Source organism: Pseudovibrio sp. W74 (genome assembly GCF_001623085.1).
Taxonomy (GTDB): domain Bacteria; phylum Pseudomonadota; class Alphaproteobacteria; order Rhizobiales; family Stappiaceae; genus Pseudovibrio.
In genome coordinates this window covers 16,827-31,892 of the sequence record NZ_LMCJ01000058.1, presented here as the reverse complement: position 1 = coordinate 31,892, position 15,066 = coordinate 16,827, and the positions used below count along the sequence as shown (strand labels likewise).

Annotated in this window: 20 protein-coding genes; 12 read left to right on the top strand and 8 right to left on the bottom strand. The window is 52.6% G+C overall.

The genetic code is table 11. The features are described 5' to 3' along the window. The first annotated feature begins 191 nt into the window (after positions 1 to 191). Together PsW74_RS24780 and PsW74_RS24775 are read left to right on the top strand one after the other, a co-directional pair. The gene (locus PsW74_RS24780; RefSeq protein WP_063286454.1) at positions 192 to 1,010 is read left to right on the top strand and encodes an ABC transporter permease subunit; all 819 of its coding nucleotides are present in this window, start codon (positions 192 to 194) and stop codon (positions 1,008 to 1,010) included. A gap of 138 nt (positions 1,011 to 1,148) precedes the next feature. Next, positions 1,149 to 1,523 carry a hypothetical protein gene (locus PsW74_RS24775; RefSeq protein WP_208988148.1) on the top strand — a complete coding sequence of 125 codons (375 nt, stop codon included), beginning with the start codon at positions 1,149 to 1,151 and terminating at the stop codon, positions 1,521 to 1,523. A gap of 76 nt (positions 1,524 to 1,599) precedes the next feature. On the opposite strand, the gene PsW74_RS24770 is transcribed toward PsW74_RS24775, so the two are convergent. The 4 genes from PsW74_RS24770 to PsW74_RS24755 form a co-directional block, all read right to left on the bottom strand. Next, the gene (locus PsW74_RS24770; protein WP_057464727.1) at positions 1,600 to 1,965 is read right to left on the bottom strand and encodes a nuclear transport factor 2 family protein; all 366 of its coding nucleotides are present in this window, start codon (positions 1,963 to 1,965) and stop codon (positions 1,600 to 1,602) included. A gap of 364 nt (positions 1,966 to 2,329) precedes the next feature. Then, entirely contained in the window at positions 2,330 to 3,646 is a 1,317-nt protein-coding gene (locus PsW74_RS24765) for an ammonium transporter (RefSeq protein WP_063286161.1), read from the bottom strand. A gap of 22 nt (positions 3,647 to 3,668) precedes the next feature. After that, positions 3,669 to 4,007 carry a P-II family nitrogen regulator gene (locus PsW74_RS24760; protein WP_063286453.1) on the bottom strand — a complete coding sequence of 113 codons (339 nt, stop codon included), beginning with the start codon at positions 4,005 to 4,007 and terminating at the stop codon, positions 3,669 to 3,671. 365 nt (positions 4,008 to 4,372) lie between these two features. Continuing rightward, positions 4,373 to 4,945 (bottom strand): DUF924 family protein, encoded by a 573-nt coding sequence (locus tag PsW74_RS24755; RefSeq protein ID WP_063286160.1) that lies wholly within the window; start codon positions 4,943 to 4,945, stop codon positions 4,373 to 4,375. A gap of 94 nt (positions 4,946 to 5,039) precedes the next feature. Between PsW74_RS24755 and PsW74_RS30045 the strand changes: the two genes are divergently transcribed. After that, positions 5,040 to 5,264, top strand: coding sequence for a sulfurtransferase TusA family protein (locus PsW74_RS30045; protein WP_057464685.1), 225 nt, complete (start codon positions 5,040 to 5,042; stop codon positions 5,262 to 5,264). Between the two features lie 21 nt (positions 5,265 to 5,285). On the opposite strand, the gene PsW74_RS24745 is transcribed toward PsW74_RS30045, so the two are convergent. Then, positions 5,286 to 5,579: a 4a-hydroxytetrahydrobiopterin dehydratase gene (locus tag PsW74_RS24745; RefSeq protein WP_063286159.1), complete on the bottom strand. Its 294-nt coding sequence runs from the start codon at positions 5,577 to 5,579 to the stop codon at positions 5,286 to 5,288. Between the two features lie 155 nt (positions 5,580 to 5,734). Here PsW74_RS24745 and PsW74_RS24740 point away from each other — a divergent pair, with 155 nt between their 5' ends. Next, positions 5,735 to 6,220, top strand: a complete 486-nt coding sequence (locus PsW74_RS24740; protein ID WP_063286158.1) for a low molecular weight protein-tyrosine-phosphatase — start codon at positions 5,735 to 5,737, stop codon at positions 6,218 to 6,220. 65 nt (positions 6,221 to 6,285) lie between these two features. Here the strand turns inward: PsW74_RS24740 and PsW74_RS24735 are convergent, their stop codons facing one another. Further along, a complete protein-coding gene (locus PsW74_RS24735; protein ID WP_063286157.1) occupies positions 6,286 to 7,125 on the bottom strand; it encodes a phosphatase PAP2 family protein in 840 nt (279 codons plus the stop codon). 211 nt (positions 7,126 to 7,336) lie between these two features. Between PsW74_RS24735 and PsW74_RS24730 the strand changes: the two genes are divergently transcribed. Then, entirely contained in the window at positions 7,337 to 7,939 is a 603-nt protein-coding gene (locus tag PsW74_RS24730) for a 2-hydroxychromene-2-carboxylate isomerase (RefSeq protein ID WP_063286156.1), read from the top strand. Here the strand turns inward: PsW74_RS24730 and PsW74_RS24725 are convergent. Then, positions 7,936 to 9,063, bottom strand: a complete 1,128-nt coding sequence (locus tag PsW74_RS24725) for a hybrid sensor histidine kinase/response regulator (RefSeq protein WP_063286155.1) — start codon at positions 9,061 to 9,063, stop codon at positions 7,936 to 7,938. The genes PsW74_RS24730 and PsW74_RS24725 overlap by 4 nt on opposite strands. A 164-nt stretch (positions 9,064 to 9,227) precedes the next feature. On the opposite strand from PsW74_RS24725, the gene PsW74_RS24720 reads away from it, so the two are divergent. Genes PsW74_RS24720 through PsW74_RS24710 form a run of 3 tightly spaced genes read left to right on the top strand, consistent with a single transcriptional unit; the run spans position 9,228 to position 11,853 of the window. Further along, on the top strand, positions 9,228 to 10,190 hold the full coding sequence (locus tag PsW74_RS24720) for an AEC family transporter (RefSeq protein ID WP_063286154.1): 963 nt from the start codon (positions 9,228 to 9,230) through the stop codon (positions 10,188 to 10,190). Positions 10,191 to 10,220: 30 nt separating this feature from the next. Further along, positions 10,221 to 11,183: an AEC family transporter gene (locus tag PsW74_RS24715; RefSeq protein WP_063286153.1), complete on the top strand. Its 963-nt coding sequence runs from the start codon at positions 10,221 to 10,223 to the stop codon at positions 11,181 to 11,183. Positions 11,184 to 11,217: 34 nt separating this feature from the next. Further along, positions 11,218 to 11,853: an HAD-IA family hydrolase gene (locus tag PsW74_RS24710; RefSeq protein WP_208988145.1), complete on the top strand. Its 636-nt coding sequence runs from the start codon at positions 11,218 to 11,220 to the stop codon at positions 11,851 to 11,853. Here PsW74_RS24710 and gluQRS read toward each other — a convergent pair. Continuing rightward, positions 11,850 to 12,707 carry a tRNA glutamyl-Q(34) synthetase GluQRS gene (gene gluQRS / locus PsW74_RS24705; protein ID WP_063286152.1) on the bottom strand — a complete coding sequence of 286 codons (858 nt, stop codon included), beginning with the start codon at positions 12,705 to 12,707 and terminating at the stop codon, positions 11,850 to 11,852. The two genes, PsW74_RS24710 and gluQRS, sit on opposite strands and share 4 nt — an antisense overlap. 72 nt (positions 12,708 to 12,779) lie before the next feature. Between gluQRS and PsW74_RS24700 the strand changes: the two genes are divergently transcribed. From PsW74_RS24700 to PsW74_RS24685, 4 genes are read left to right on the top strand one after another with little or no spacing between them, the layout of a single operon-like run. Beyond that, on the top strand, positions 12,780 to 13,421 hold the full coding sequence (locus tag PsW74_RS24700) for a DNA-3-methyladenine glycosylase (protein WP_063286151.1): 642 nt from the start codon (positions 12,780 to 12,782) through the stop codon (positions 13,419 to 13,421). A gap of 37 nt (positions 13,422 to 13,458) precedes the next feature. Continuing rightward, on the top strand, positions 13,459 to 13,893 hold the full coding sequence (locus PsW74_RS24695) for a hypothetical protein (protein ID WP_063286150.1): 435 nt from the start codon (positions 13,459 to 13,461) through the stop codon (positions 13,891 to 13,893). Then, positions 13,890 to 14,564, top strand: coding sequence for a phospholipase (locus PsW74_RS24690; RefSeq protein WP_208988144.1), 675 nt, complete (start codon positions 13,890 to 13,892; stop codon positions 14,562 to 14,564). The genes PsW74_RS24695 and PsW74_RS24690 overlap by 4 nt, the downstream gene beginning before the upstream one ends. Positions 14,565 to 14,592: 28 nt before the next feature. Continuing rightward, positions 14,593 to 15,066 (top strand): YbaK/EbsC family protein, encoded by a 474-nt coding sequence (locus PsW74_RS24685; RefSeq protein ID WP_063286149.1) that lies wholly within the window; start codon positions 14,593 to 14,595, stop codon positions 15,064 to 15,066.

The following is a 15,066-nucleotide window of genomic DNA, read 5'->3' as shown; positions in this document are numbered from 1 at the left end:
TTCTACGGTGTTTCCGTTGTTGCTGCGTTCTGTTGGTCTGGCTGTCTTTTGCCTTCTCTCTGGAACGATCCTTTAAAGCAGTTTGCCCGGAAATGGGGCCACTCCTACTGCTTTCAGTATTGTTGATTGCGTCTTTGTCTTCGAAAACCATGCTTCGTGGTGGGAGACTGCGCTTCGTTTCTGAGATGAATATGCCCCGCAAACATTTCTTTGATCACCTTATTCTGCTTACCGGCGTGTTTTTGATCGTCGGGCCGGTGATCGTGATCGCTTTCTCTTCAACGCACTCTGGGGCTACGCTTGGTCAGGATGGCCTCCAGTTTCTGCCGGGGCCTTATGGGGTGGAGGTGTATAGCCGGGCGCTGTTTGAAGGGCGTGGCTTTACTGGCGGTGTCACTGGCATAACCATGGCGTTGAACTCGCTCTATCTGGCTGCCGGGTTTGCACTGGCGAAGGTAGCTGTTTCTCTGTTGGCGGCGTATGCGCTGGTGTTTTTTCGGGTGCGCTTTGGGACGTTCTTTTTCTGGGTGATCCTTTGCAGTTTGCTGCTGCCTTTGGAATCCCGGTTTCTGCCGACATATGCTGTGACCAGCAAGCTGGGGCTCGTGAACTCCTATCCGGGCTTGATGTTGCCGCTGTTGGCTTCTGCGGTTGGGACATTCTTCTTCCGCCAGTTTTTTCTGGGAGTGCCGACTGAGCTCTCTGAAGCTGCGCGGATTGATGGGGCAGGGCCGATCAAGTTTTTGAAAGACGTTCTGGTGCCTGCATCTGCGCCGATGATTGCGGCGCTCGGCCTGCTGATGTTTGTGCAGGGATGGAACCAGTATCTGTGGCCTGTGATGGTTTCCAGTGAGGAGACCAGAATGACATTGGTGCAGGGACTTAGCTTGGTTGGGCGCACAAGCCCGCAAGGCTTGGCGCTTGCTGTGTTGGCCATGTTGCCGCCGATCCTGCTTGTGGTGTTCTGTCAGAAAGCTTTTGTGAAAGGGCTGACTGACGGGCGTCAGTGATCACTGAGAAATCTCAAAGAGACCATAATTTCTGTCTTCTTTGAGACAGCGCTGCTTTGCGACCTTGCTACTTCTGTGTGGGTTACAGGTATCTTGCGAGCTTTGCTCCAGATGCATCTCACGGAAGAAGGTCTCGGAATGATAATGCGTGGTTTCAAAGCACTTGCTGTTGTTGCTTCAATCGGTTTTGCCGGGTTGGTCTCTCAAAGCCCTGCTTATGCATGGGGTGAGTTGAGCTGCTCAGATCTGAATGCGACTATTTCAGACATCGATGATATTTCCGATGAAGTCTTCTTTGAAGGTAGCGTTCGTGCTGGCTCAAGTGCTGATGGCGTTCTGGGTCACCTGATTGATGTGGGTCGCTTGCTGAGCGAGCTGGAGGGTGATGGAAAACTGGACCGCGCGGTTGACCGGCTGGAAGATGCATGGATCGATGAGGACTGGAGCGGCTACTCCTTTGCTCTGGATGATATCGCAGATCGTTTGGACTACTTTTACTATCGCGACTGCTGAGCAAGTGCCTCAGCTTTCGAGCGATGCGACCAAGTCCGGCCATGTGCCGGGCTTTTTTGTGATCTGCCTCGTGATCTCATGATGCGGCGCTGAAGTAGTCTTCTCGCAGCAGCGCGGTGCCGTCTGATTGCAGAACCCAGAGTTCTTTAGAGATGTTGCCGTGGGCTTTGTTCATCTTCCAGTCGGAAGAAAGGATTGCGGAGCTTTCGCCTGATGCGACGATTTTGGGGTTGATGTACTCGATTTTTGAGAAGCCTTCGCGAATGAGCATTTGCCAGAATTCGAGAATTTCGGCTCGTCCGTGATAGGTGCCAAACGGTTTGGCCTCCATAACAGCGTTTGCCTCATAGCAGTTGGCACAAGCTTGAGCATCACCCGCATTGAACGCGTTCTGCCACTTCTGGCTGGCCTCTTTAACTGCTGCTTCCAACTCACTGTTCATCATTGGACTCCAAAGCTCGGGCGCTTGCGCCTCTTTGTTTGGACGTAGGATGAAGAGCGAATCTTGATTAGAAATGGACGTATATGGCATTCCTGAAAGTACCACCTATGAAAGGTGAAGTCCGTCTTTCAAATGTGGTAGGCGGATTTGAACCGACTAGTAAGCTGGGGTATCAACATTCCTAAGCTTTTGGGTTGCTTTGATTTTGTAGTATTTAGCGTTTGAACACAGAGCTATCTATTGAGAGAAAATGATAGGCTGGCAAATGCTGCCATAGAAAAAGCCCGGCGGTGGTTGCCGGGCTTTGTGATTTCATCTTTTAGTTCTGGGAGGGTGTTTTGATCCTCCCAGAATTGGTGCGAACTCAGAGACGCTGGGAGCCGGTTCCGAATTCTGGATAGGCTTCTACACCAATCTCGGCTTTGTCGAGGCCCATGGCTTCATCTTCTTCTGTAACACGCAGGCCGACCACCAACTGGATTGCGTACCAGACAATGGTGGAGGCCACGAAGGTGAAGATGCCGACGGCTGCAACGCCGATGAATTGGGTAACGTAAGACGTGTCAGAGTTGGACAGCGGCACGATGAGCGTTCCCCAGATGCCAGCCAACAAGTGAACCGGGATTGCACCAACCACATCATCAATCTTCAACTTGTCGAGCATTGGCACTGCAAAGACGACAATTGCGCCACCGACGCCACCAATGATGACGGACTGGAGCACGCTCGGAGCCAGTGGTTCAGCGGTGATGGAAACAAGACCAGCCAATGCACCGTTCAGAGCCATTGTAACATCGACCTTCTTGTAGAGGGCCTGTGTCAGGGCAATTGCGGTGACCACGCCGCCCGCAGCAGCCATGTTGGTGTTTGCGAAGATGCGGGAGATGTCTGTGACATCGCCAATGGTGCCCATTGCGAGCTGGGAAGCGCCGTTGAAGCCGAACCAGCCGAGCCACAGAATGAAGGTGCCCAGAGTTGCCAGTGGCATAGAGGAACCCGGCATGACGTAGACCTGACCGTTTTTGCCGTACTTGCCTTTACGCGCGCCGAGGATGATTGCGCCGGACAGTGCTGCCCAGCCACCAACGGAGTGGACGAGAGTGGAACCAGCAAAGTCGGCAAAGCCCATTTCAAAGAGCCAGCCAGCACCCCACTGCCAGGAGCCGGTGATTGGGTAAAGAACACCTGTGAGGATGACAACGAAGATCAGGAAAGCCCAGAGCTTGATGCGCTCTGCCATGGTGCCCGATACGATGGAGGCTGTGGTTGCGCAGAAGACCATCTGGAAGAACCAGTCGGACGCTGTCGAGTAGCCTGCGTCCAGAGCGTTGCCACCGACAGGGTCAAAGGAGTATGGGCCAAAGGAACCCATGAAGCCGCCATCAACGCCAGTGTACATGAGGTTGTAGCCGGTGATCCAGAACATCAGGCCAGCGATGGAGTACAGGGCGATGTTCTTAAGGCACTGCATGGAGACGTTTTTGGTGCGGACGAGTCCAGCTTCAAGCATGGCGAAGCCTGCAGCCATCCACATCACCAGAAAGCCGCCAATCAGGAAGAGCAGGGTGTTGAAGATGTAAGCGGTGTCGACAGCTAAGGCATACTTTTCTTCTGCCATGACTGGACCTGCGGAAAGTGCCAGGAGTGAGCCTGCGGCAACAAGGGTGGAGGCGCGTTTCATATTCTCTGTCCCCTTCATTTCATTATATTGCTTCTGCGTCGGCTTCGCCGGTGCGAATGCGGACGACCTGATCAATGGAGTAGACGAAGATTTTGCCGTCACCGATCTGACCGGTCTTCGCTGCGCTACCAATGGCTTCGACAACTTTGTCTACCATGTCTGCTGCAACTGCGACTTCGACCTTTAGTTTTGGGAGGAAGGTGACGGCGTATTCTGTGCCGCGGTAGATTTCGGTGTGCCCCTTCTGCCGGCCATAGCCTTTGACTTCGGTTACCGTGAGCCCCTGGATGCCTAAAGTGGTGAGTGCGTCGCGCACTTCATCCAACTTAAAGGGCTTGATGATTGCCATAATGATTTTCATGTCAGATTCCCGTTCCCCTCTCTCATCGATTGCGCCGTAAAGAGTTCTGGAGACCTCTTTGGGACCGGGAAAGTTGCCAGTTATCTGGTCGTTCTCAGAATGCCCGGCCGGCACACTTGCCCTCTCTCTTTCAAGGAGCGTGCCAGTTTTGAGAAATATCGATTTTTACGTAGATTTTGGAGGACGGAGGTGTTGGAATAAACTTGAAAATTCAGCGGCTTGATTGAAATTAAATTTTCTTGTTGTGACGTTGAAGTAGCTGGGAGGCGCAGAATGTGACTGTCAATAAAATAAGCAGAGCCATAAAATGACTCTGCCTATTTTGTAATCATGTATGGTATGTGTTTAATTTTTGATCAGATTGCTTATGCTCTGAAACCACCAGAGGCGAGAAACTCAGTTTCTTCTGGTGTTGAGGTTCGACCGAGCACTTCGTTGCGGTGAGGAAAGCGGCCAAACCGGCGGATCACGTCCATATGGATCAGCGCGTAATGGTAGGTGTCCTGATCGCCAAGACCGCGGAACAGGTCTACGCTCAAATCCTGCATGTCCATCTCTTCAGAATGCTCAAATGGCAGGAAGAAGAACATGCGATAGCCCATAGGAAAGGCGGTATGGAAGTTCTTGTTCAATGATTCAAGAGCGACTTTTACAGCTTTGGGATCGGATGCAAATGCTTTTGAGGAGCCGCGGTAGATGTTGCGCGGGAATTGGTCGAGCAGCAAAAGGAGGGCCAAAGTGCCGTGAGGCGTCGCTGTCCAGGTGTCGTAATCTCCGCGATTGGCGGCTTCTACGTCGGCTTCAAAGTTCTCACGAATTTCTTGATCGAACGCTTCGCCGCCGTTGAACCATTTGGGGCCGCCTGCCGTCCACCAGAAGTTCAGAATCTCAAGCGCTTTGCTGGTCTCTGTTTTTCCGTCCAGTTCCATCGTCGCCATGGTCTACTCCCCAATATTCACTTTACTGTTGCGCAAAGTTCCGTTAGCCCAGCATCAAACACAGTGCCACTCTCGAGTACCTGGTGAAACATTGGTGGAAGATTCAAATATTTTGGACCTGAGAGGTCTCAACTGCCCACTGCCGGTGATGAAGACGCGCAAGCATCTTAAGCGTATGGCAAAAGGCGAGCAGCTTGTTGTGAAAGCTACTGATCCAATGTCTGCAATCGATATTCCACATATGTGCCAGCAAGACGGCCATGTGCTGATTGAGAATAAGATGGTAGGTGACGTGCGTCAGTTCAAGATTGAATGCTAATTGCACTCTTCTTGAAGGCGATTAAGCGTCGCAAAGCCTGTCCAGTTTGCGGGCAAGCTTGAAATCCAGCTCGGTCAGCCCACCTGCATCATGGGTGGTAAGTAACACATCCACTTTGTTGTAGGTGTTCGTCCATGTAGGATGGTGGTTCATCTTTTCTGCCAGAATTGCAGCGCTGGCCATGAAGCCAAATGCGCGTGCAAAGGACCGGAAGGTGAACGTGCGTTCTATCGCGTTGCCATCTTCAGACAAGGTCCAATGCGGTAATTCTGCGAGGGCAAATTCTTTTGCGGTAGAGGTCAACAGCTCGGGCACAAGACCACCTTTGGTTTTGTTGCAAGGGGTGTCTCAGATTTAGTAGGTTTTTCTGACTCGCAAAATCCATGGATATTTGAGTAGATCAGCGCGAAAGTCTGGAGCAAAGATTGCGGCTGGGTTAAATATTCTGGCAGTCAGATTTGGAGGGAGCAGTGGTCTTGTTGCAGTGTCGTGTACTGTTTGTGTGTCTTGGCAATATTTGTCGTAGCCCATTGGCAGAGGGTGTCTTCCGTCATCATGTCAAACAAGCTGGACTGGAAGAGCAGATTTACGTGGACTCCGCGGGAACTGCGAACTGGCATAGTGGCAAAAAACCGGATATCCGCAGCATCCAGACAGCGCAAAAGCATGGCGTTGATATTTCTAAACAAGAAGCGCGCCAGCTGGTTGATGAGGATTTCGAGAAGTTTCATTACATCATTGCGATGGATGCCAGCAATCTAGCGAACATCCAGTCCAAAGCGCCGTATTTGCATACAGCAAATGTGCGCTTGCTGCTTCAGGATGAGCAGAAGGATGTGCCTGATCCGTATTACGGAGCGAATGAAGGCTTTGATGAGGTGTACGATTTGGTGAGCAACGGGACTTACAATCTGCTTCAGGAGATCCGCGAGGAGATGGAGCCGACCGAGATCTAGGCTCTTTGCAGGACATTGAAGAAAAGCTCCGCAGATGGTTGCGGAGCTTTTTTGTTTTGGGCTGATTATTTGAATTTGCGCAGGAAGCTTTTGCTGCTTCGTGCGCACCAGCATGCAGCGCGACCAAGTTTGGCACGCAGCCAGTTGCCACCTTTGGTGAAGGAGGTGTCCAGGTTAGTTGGCTGGGCCCATGTTGGCGTGCGCTGGTACAGGTAGTGATAGACGCCCACAACTACGAGCATGGTGATGCCCCAGGAGAGGAGGGTGTCTGAAAAGAAGTGTCCGCCGAAAGCCACACGGTTGGCGGAAAGGAAAAAGACCAATGTCCCGATGGCTGTCGCCAGAGGAGTGCGCCAGGATTTGGGGGCGATAAAGACCAGCACGAACAACCAGATGGATGCTGATGCCTCACCGGATACAAACGAGCAGTTACTATCACAATGGTTAGTCGGTTGCCACACGCCGATGAATGGCAGGTCTCCGCCGAAGATTTCCGTTTCGCGCGGGCGTGGGCGACCCCACAGGTTCTTGAAGAACGCGTTGACGACGAGGCCCGGTCCGAGAATGAGTGTGGATACGACAAAGATCGGGTGGCGCAAATCCATCAGCGCTTTCAGCTTTGGAAATGCGAGCTTGAAGAGCATCACAAACAAGGACAGGCCTGCGACCCACTGGAAGATATAGACGCCGAAGTATCGCAGACCGCGCCAAAACGGGTCTTTCGAAATAGGGAAACTGCCTTCGCCGTCATAAAAGAAGGTGGAGGCCCAGATATCCAGTCTCGGGAAAATCAAGAAGATTGCTGAGACGACAAGGATATATGTCAGGATTGCCGTGAACGGGCGTTCACCGCAGAAACTAATGATTTTATTTAGGATTGAAGTCTTCGAACCGTCTTTTGCCACGGGAATTCCTGAGTTCGCTCTTTTGGGTTACAAGGCGGTATACTTGTTTTCGAAGGTTGCGCCAATGTGCTGCCTTGAAATTCCATTGGTGCTCAGCAAGATTACGTCTCGCAGTGCCAAACCCCCATATAGGGGCCTGTGAGATAAATTCAAATTGTTTCCATTGCCGTAGGTTGGGTCTTACCGGTCTATTGGATCAGAAAGAGAATAAATGCCTCGGCTCGCGTTTTATTATGAATTTGCCAGCCCATACTCCTACCTGACCGCAGCACGTATTGAACAGCTTGCGAAAGACAGGGGCATCGATATTGATTGGCGGCCCTTTCTGTTGGGACCGATCTTCCGGCGTCAGGGGATAGAGAGCTCTCCATTTTTAGAGAACCCGAAGAAGGGGGCTTATATGTGGAGGGATGTTGCACGTACCGCTGCAAACCTTGGGTTGCCCTGGAAGAAGCCACAGATCTTTCCACAGCACAGCCTACTTGCCTCTCGCATTGCTTTTGCGGGACGTAAGGAACCGTGGATCGGTGCGTTTACCCGCGCTGTGTTTCACATGGCTTTTGTGCTGGATGAGGATATCTCCAAACCAGAGCTGATGATTGCCTTGTTGCGTGAGCTGGATCTGGATGCAGATAAGGTCATGCGGCAGGCTGAAACCACTGAGGTCAAGATTGGGTTGCGGGCAGCGGTTGCAGAGGCAGAAGTGCTGGGGGTTTTTGGAGCACCAAGCATGATCACTGAAAAGGGCGATCTTTACTGGGGCAACGACCGCCTTGATGAGGCGTTGGATGCCTCCTTTGTGCGGATTGGTTAGCTTGCCTTCTGAAGCGTACTTTCCAGAAGGCTATAGAGTGCGGATGGATTGATTGGCTTTTCCAGAATTTGCGTGAAGCCTTGTTTGAAGAGTGCAGGGCGGTCTTCTGGGGCGATGCTTGCTGTGATCGCGAAACTGGCTTTATCTTTTGCGTATCCGTTTGCCTGCATCTGAGTAAGCGTTTCTGAACCGCTCATTTCCGGCATGTTCAAATCCAGAAAAATCAGGTCGGATGGAGTTTTTGACTGTACAGCTAACGCCTGCTTTCCACTGTCTGCAATGCGCACTGTCAGGCCAAATGATGAGAAGATTGCTGCCAGCAATTCCCGGTTTGGCTCATTGTCGTCAACCACTAGCACAGAGCCAGAAAGCTTGGAGCGTGTCATATTCTGGGCTGGAGTTGAAAGCTGCTGTGTCTGCTCGATCTCTTGGATTGGCAAAACCAGCTCAAAACAAGCTGCATGCCCGGTGTTGGTGACGAGCCTCAGGTCTCCCTGATGGTCGCAGGCAAGGTGCCGTGCACTCCAGAGCCCGAGGCCGTGGCCGTCGGACTTACGTTTTGGCGTTGGGGCGGCGTCCAGATGTGAAGCTTGCTCTGGTGTCAGGCCTGGGCCAGCATCCTTGAGTGTTACCACGATGTTGGGTTGATGATTTGAGAACTTGATATGTGCGCTGAGCGTGATGGTGCCCGTATTGCTGTACAGAATTGCATTATCAACCAGGACTGCGAGAATGCGCTGCAGCTCATCTGACTGGGTTTGGTAGGCCGACATGGCTTCTCGTGACCAGCGGTGGGTGAGGGTGTGACCAGAGCTTGCAGCTTGCGGTGTAAACAAATCTGCAATGTAGGTGAGCTGATCCAAAAGTGATTTTGCTTGAGGCCCTGCCTTGCTTGTTGCGTGGCTATGGTGCTCAGCCTGTGTGTTTGCACCCAGGATCGCACCAGTCAGCTCCTCAAGCGAATTGATGGCTGTTTGCAGAGTGTTCAGGTGATGTTGCTGCTGATCGCTGAGTGGTTCCTGTGCGATCAGGTCAGAAGCCGTTTTCATGGCAGACAGCGGTGTCTTCAGGTCGTGCACCAGCCTTGCAACATCCTGCTTTGGAGCCGGTTTTGGCGCAGGCATGAGATAACTCCTTGATCAATCCTCGAAGAAGAGCCTAAAACACTGGCAGAAAAAGTTCGCCCAGTTCTGGCAAGGATCCACCGAGATTTTGTTTTTTGCTGCTGCAAGCGCGTATGCTTGCGCTCTGGGAGAGTGCTGTACGGTGGAAAGAGAGCGGACACGGAATGCTGTTTAGTACGCTGCAAGTGGTGTTTCCCATTTTTGCGACAGTGGGTGTGGGCTATGGGTTTGGATATGCCGGACTACTGAGCAAGCGGGTTGGCGACAACCTCAGTACCTTCTGTATCACCGTGCTTATTCCGGTTCTGATCTTCCGCACTCTGGCGACATCTGACCTTGCCGGACTGAGCCCATGGGCGCTTTGGGGCACCTATTACACAGCACTGGCAACCAGTGCCGTGCTGGGTGGCTATATGGTGCGCAAGGTGTTTGGTCGGGAAGCAAGAGCTGCTTGTATTGGCGGGTTCTCTGCGGCGTTCTCCAACATGTCGTTGGTGGGTATCCCAGTAATCACCTCAGCCTTTGGACAAGAGGCGTTGGTTCCTATTTCGCTGATCATCTCCGTGCATGCACCGTCCGTAACACTGGTGTTTGTGTTGGCGATGGAGCGGGCGGTCGTGGTGGATGGCTATCAGGAAGCGCGGCCTTTCAAAGACGTTATGCATTCGCTGTTCACCACGCTGATCAAGAGCCCGCTGGTCATCGCGATTTTGCTGGGCGTGGGCTGGAACTTCTCGGGCTATGAGTTGCCTGTGTTGCTGGATGGTGTGCTGCATCCTCTGGCAAAAGCTGCCAGCCCCGTTGCGCTGTTCTCTGTTGGTATGACACTGCTCAACTATGGTGTGCGTGGAAATATTGCCATTGGCAGCGTGTTGAGTTTGCTCAAGATTGTGCTGATGCCCGCGCTGGTGCTGGCTCTGGGTGCTTATGTCTTTCCGCTCTCACCGCTTTGGGTGGCGGTGGCGACACTGGCGGCGGCCTGCCCAACCGGTGTTGTGGCTTACCTTTATGCCAGCCAGTTTGGAACCGGGCACGCCATGAGTGCGAACTCCATCAGCCTGACGACCATTTTCTCAATAATCACAATGAGCTTCTGGCTTTGGATCTTAAACTTTCTGGGCTACTAAGAAGGTCTTGCACCCTCTTTCGAGTTTCCCATGATTGTTCAGGTCTTTTTCGTCGTCTTTCCGATCTTTGCTCTTGTTGGCATTGGCTATGTTGTAGCAAATGTTGGATATCTGGATCGCAGTCTTGGCGATATTCTGAGCAAGTTCTGCGTGAACCTTCTCATTCCTATCCTGTTGTTCCGTAGCCTTGGTTCCGCTGACCTGGATGGCATTTCGCCTTGGGGGTATTGGGCGACTTACTACGGTTCCATGATTGTGGTTGCTTTTCTGGGTGGCCTGCTTGTCCGCATTGGGTTTAAGCGTGAAGCACGTGCAGCTGTGATTGCCGGGCTGACGGCGTCTTTCTCCAACACCGTGTTGGTTGGTATTCCATTGATAGATGCGGTTTATGGAGCTGAGGGAACGCTTTTGATTTCGCTTCTCATTGTGTTCCACGCACCGCTAACCGCGCTGACGTCTTCTGTGTTGATGGAGCGTGCGGTGGTGATTGATGGTCATAAGGCGCCGCGCTCTAAGAAAGAGCTTCTGATTGCAATTGGCAAAGGCTTGTTGGCGAACCCGATCCTGTATGGTGTTGTGGGTGGGCTGCTCTGGAATGTATCAGGTTTGGAAATTCCAAAGTTTACTGATGACGTTTTGGCGCCACTTGCGAAAGCTGCCTCACCTGTGGCGCTGGTCGCAGTGGGGATGAGCATGGTGAACTACGGTATTCGAGGTAATCTGGCGATTGGTAGCGTGCTGGCGATCATCAAGTCGATCCTAATGCCGTTTGTTGTGTTTGTTGTTGCTGCACACGTGGTGGGCCTGCCCTCTGTCTGGGTGGGGGTTGCAACGTTGATCGCAGCGTGCCCGACAGGCGTGTTCTCCTTCATCATGGCCAACCAGTTTGGCACCGGTCATGCCATGTCCACCAACGGCATCGCAATCACCACAGGCATATCGGTCTTCACCGTAAGCTTCTGGCTCTGGTTCATTCAGGTGCAGGGGTATTGAGAAAGTTTGTTTCCATATTATGAGGCTCAAATAAGTGATTGATCGCTGTCTGATATTCGATCTGGACGGAACACTGGTAGACAGTGAGCCGTTATGTTCTCAAGCCTTTTTGGATTTGCTGCCCGAGATTAATTTGCCACTCTCAGAACTGATGAAGCGTTTTAGAGGGCGCAAGCTTTCTGGAATTTTGGCAGACATTGAAAGCATTCTTGAACGAAGCCTGCCAGATAGTTTTGAGAGAGACTATCGTGCGAGAGTGGATCAATTGTTCAAGACAGAGTTAGAGGCATTCCCGGGTGTTATCGCGGCTCTCTCCGAAATATCAGCTCCGATGTGTATTGCTTCGAGCGGGCCTAAGGCGAAGATTGAATCAGCTTTGGAAAAAACGGGCTTGAAAAGCTTCTTTGGTTCCAGAATTTTTAGTTCGTATGAAGCTGGAATCTGGAAACCTGATCCTGGGCTTTTCCTACATGCCGCTCAGGTTATGCAATTCTCACCAGAACGTTGTGTTGTGGTTGAAGACAGTGAGGTTGGAATTTGTGCTGCGAAGACGGCAGGGATGAGTGTTTTGATGTTCTGTGATCAGCCTGATCATGAAGCAACAGCAGAAACTTTCGGTTCCTACAGGCAGCTCCCGAGAGTTCTCTCCTCAATGCCTTCTAAACCTTAAAGACCCAGCTTCTCTCTGATTTGTTCAGGAGTGACGCCGCTTGCTCGTAGTTCGCGGAGGGAAGTGTCCTTGGCGGATTTGGCGAGTTTGCGGCCTGTTTTGTCGAGAATGAGGTTGTGATGTTCGTAGTGCGGTTCTGGCAAATCCAGGAGGGTTTGCAGCAGGCGGTGGACGCTGGTGGCGTGGTAGAGGTCTTTGCCGCGCAGAATGTGGGTGATGCCTTGTAGGGCATCATCTACGACTACTGAGAGGTGATAGCTGGTTGGGGTGTCTTTGCGGGCAAGGACGACATCGCCCCAGGCTGCCGGGTTGGCCTGAATTTTTCCGTGATGTGCTTCGTTCCAACTGAGAGATGTTCCCGCTAGCTCAATGGCTTTGGCCATGTTGAGGCGCAGGGCGTAAGGCGCATCGGAGTTCTGAAGGGCTTTTTGTTCTTGTTCTGAGAGAACGCTGCTGTCTCCGGGGTAAAGTGGGGCGCCGTCAGGGTCTCGTGGCCATGGCGTGTCCGAGGCATCCTGCTCTGCGACGAAGCGTTTGATCTGGGCGCGGGTGAGGTAGGCTTTGTAGACAAGGCCCATTGCTTCCAGCTGTGCGAGTGCCTTGGCGTACTCGCTGAAATGCTCTGATTGCCTGCGAACTGGCGTTTCCCAGTGCAGGCCCAGCCATTTCAGGTCTTCCAGCATATCTTCTTGCAGTTGCGGGGTGCAGCGGACTGTGTCGATATCTTCGATGCGCAGTAGGAACTTTCCGCCGTTTTGCTTTGCAGCTTCATCGTTGAGGATGGCCGAATAGGCATGGCCAAGGTGGAGGTGGCCGTTGGGTGAAGGGGCAAAGCGATAGACAGGCGAGTTCATTTGCGAAATGGTTCTACTTGGAATATGGACAGCTTGTTATTAGAGCATCTTTGCTTGCTTGAGGAGGGGGCGTTGAGACCTATAAATACGCTTGAGGATATTGAGCGGGAGCTCGCGTCTCTTGTACAGTTAGATGAGCGGCTTGTTCGCGTTGCTGATGTTGCAGGTGAGGTGCCTTTGCGTCGGCGCTCAGCTGATTTTGCCGGACTTTGCAATATCGTGGTCGCGCAGTTGCTTTCTGTGGCGGCTGCGGCAAGCATCTGGGCAAGGTTGGAGGCACTGGTGGTGCCATTTGAGCCGGATGTGCTGCTTTCCAAAAGCGATGAGGAACTGCTGGGAGTTGGGCTTTCCAATGCCAAGCTGCGAACATTGAAGGCCATTGCAGAAGAGCTGAAGGCTGGTTTGTGTTTGAACGAGGCGGTGGACTGGCCGGGTGAGGTAGCACACAAGCGGCTTTGTGAGATTAAGGGCATCGGCCCTTGGTCCGCAGATATCTTCCTGCTGTTTTGCGCTGGGCATCCGGATGTGTTTCCGGTTGGTGATGTGGCTTTGCAGGCGGCTGTGCAGCATGCGTTTGATCTGGAAGAGCGCCCCAAGGGAAAGGTGCTTGCCGAAATTACTGAGGCGTGGTCTCCTCATCGTGGAACTGCGGCGCGTTTGTTCTGGTCTTATTATCGCGTGATGAAAGAAGGACGCGAGACCCTGCCAGTTTGAAGGGGGCTGAGCCAATCATGAAATGGGGAGCTGCTTGATGGAATCCAATGATTTTGTGGGTGCTATGGACGCACAGATTGAACTGCTTCGCGATGGGAAGCCGCTTGAAGCGTTTGATGCATTCTTTGCGTCCTCTGTGCAGATGTATGCCAATGATGTGCTGTTTGCGGATGGCGCTGCTGAAGGTCGTGCCAAGCAAGAGCCGTTTATCTCAGCAGCGCAATCCATCATTGGCAAGATTGAAGATGTTGTGATTGATGAGGCGCGTGGTTTATGCGCCTTCCGTAATCTCAGCCAGTTTGTAGATGGTGCTGGTGTGTTGCAGCAGATTGACGGTTTGTGCTGGCAGCGCTGGGATGCTGGTAAGGTTGTTGAAGAGCGCTATTATGATGGTGAGGTGATGCGCACCCTTTTGAAGGATGATCTGCTTCAAGACCTTGCTGGTCATATGACGATGAAAGAGGCTGAATGAGTATGCACGAGCTTGAGTGCATCCGCTTGGAGCCGAGCCATGCGCCGGTGCGCAAACTGTTGGTGTTGTTGCATGGGTATGGCGGTGATGCTGGGGACATGGAGCCGACGGCGCGTGCCTTGCGCGACGAGCTGCCTGAAACCGCTGTTGTTTGCCTGAATGGGCCAGAGCCATGCGCACATTGGGTTGAGGGGCGGCAGTGGTTTGCGGCCACTGAGTTTGATGCGCGGGAAGTCTGGATTGGTGTGCAGGCCGCTGCGCCGTTGATCAACCAGGTGCTGGATGCCGAGCTGGAGCATTATGGTCTGCTGGAGCGTGACATGGTGCTGGGTGGCTTTTCGCAGGGTGCTATGGTTGCTTTGCATGTTGGACCTCGGCGTTTTTCAGAGGCGGCAGGCCTGCTGAGTTTCTCCGGTGTTTTGGGTGGACCTGAGCATCTGGTGGAGCAGATGGTGGTGCGGCCTCCAGTGATGCTTCTGCATGGCAGTGAGGATGATGTGGTGGCGGCGGCGTATCTTGGGACTGCTCAAACGGCGCTGGAGAATGCAGGGTTTGATGTGGAAGCGCATGATCTGGCGAGGTTGGATCACTCCATCAATGGTGAGGCACAGGCATTGGCGCTCCGGTTCCTGAAAGAACGGTTTGGAATTTCAGCGCCAACCACTATCTAAAGGAAGCACAGGCCGGAGGAGGGGTTATATGTTGCAAAGTAAGCGTGCAAAGCAATTTCAGAGTTTTTTGGATGATCGTGGACTTGGGTTGAAAGTCGTTGAGCTGCCGGAGTCTTCACGTTCTGCTGCAGAGGCTGCGCAGGCGCTGGGCTGCGCTCAGGAACAGATTGTCAAATCCCTTGTCTTTCAGAAGCTGGATACCGAGGAAGCTATTTTGGTGCTGGCGAGCGGGACGAACCGCGTCAACGAAGACGCTATTTCTACAGTTGTCGGCGGGCCGATTGGGCGGCCTGATGCCAAGTTCGTCAGAAACGTCACCGGGTTCTCAATTGGCGGTATCCCACCGCTGGGACATAAGCAGGAGCTGACGGTTTTCGTGGATGAAGATCTGTTGAGCTTTGATGAAGTGTGGGCTGCTGCCGGAACGCCGAATGCAGTGTTCATGATGCCCGGAAATTTGCCGGACATTTTGGGAGACCATCAGGTCATCTGCGTGAAGTAG

Excerpts from the sequence above, each read along its gene's own strand:
- PsW74_RS24780 (WP_063286454.1), top strand. The coding sequence starts at position 192 with ATGCCCCGCAAACATTTCTTTGATCACCTTATTCTGCTTACCGGCGTG.
- PsW74_RS24775 (WP_208988148.1), top strand. The coding sequence starts at position 1,149 with ATGATAATGCGTGGTTTCAAAGCACTTGCTGTTGTTGCTTCAATCGGT.
- PsW74_RS24770 (WP_057464727.1), bottom strand. The coding sequence starts at position 1,965 with ATGAACAGTGAGTTGGAAGCAGCAGTTAAAGAGGCCAGCCAGAAGTGG.
- PsW74_RS24765 (WP_063286161.1), bottom strand. The coding sequence starts at position 3,646 with ATGAAACGCGCCTCCACCCTTGTTGCCGCAGGCTCACTCCTGGCACTT.
- PsW74_RS24760 (WP_063286453.1), bottom strand. The coding sequence starts at position 4,007 with ATGAAAATCATTATGGCAATCATCAAGCCCTTTAAGTTGGATGAAGTG.
- PsW74_RS24755 (WP_063286160.1), bottom strand. The coding sequence starts at position 4,945 with ATGGCGACGATGGAACTGGACGGAAAAACAGAGACCAGCAAAGCGCTT.
- PsW74_RS24730 (WP_063286156.1), top strand. The coding sequence starts at position 7,337 with ATGCCTCGGCTCGCGTTTTATTATGAATTTGCCAGCCCATACTCCTAC.
- PsW74_RS24725 (WP_063286155.1), bottom strand. The coding sequence starts at position 9,063 with ATGCCTGCGCCAAAACCGGCTCCAAAGCAGGATGTTGCAAGGCTGGTG.
- PsW74_RS24720 (WP_063286154.1), top strand. The coding sequence starts at position 9,228 with ATGCTGTTTAGTACGCTGCAAGTGGTGTTTCCCATTTTTGCGACAGTG.
- PsW74_RS24715 (WP_063286153.1), top strand. The coding sequence starts at position 10,221 with ATGATTGTTCAGGTCTTTTTCGTCGTCTTTCCGATCTTTGCTCTTGTT.
- gluQRS (WP_063286152.1), bottom strand. The coding sequence starts at position 12,707 with ATGAACTCGCCTGTCTATCGCTTTGCCCCTTCACCCAACGGCCACCTC.
- PsW74_RS24695 (WP_063286150.1), top strand. The coding sequence starts at position 13,459 with ATGGAATCCAATGATTTTGTGGGTGCTATGGACGCACAGATTGAACTG.
- PsW74_RS24690 (WP_208988144.1), top strand. The coding sequence starts at position 13,890 with ATGAGTATGCACGAGCTTGAGTGCATCCGCTTGGAGCCGAGCCATGCG.
- PsW74_RS24685 (WP_063286149.1), top strand. The coding sequence starts at position 14,593 with ATGTTGCAAAGTAAGCGTGCAAAGCAATTTCAGAGTTTTTTGGATGAT.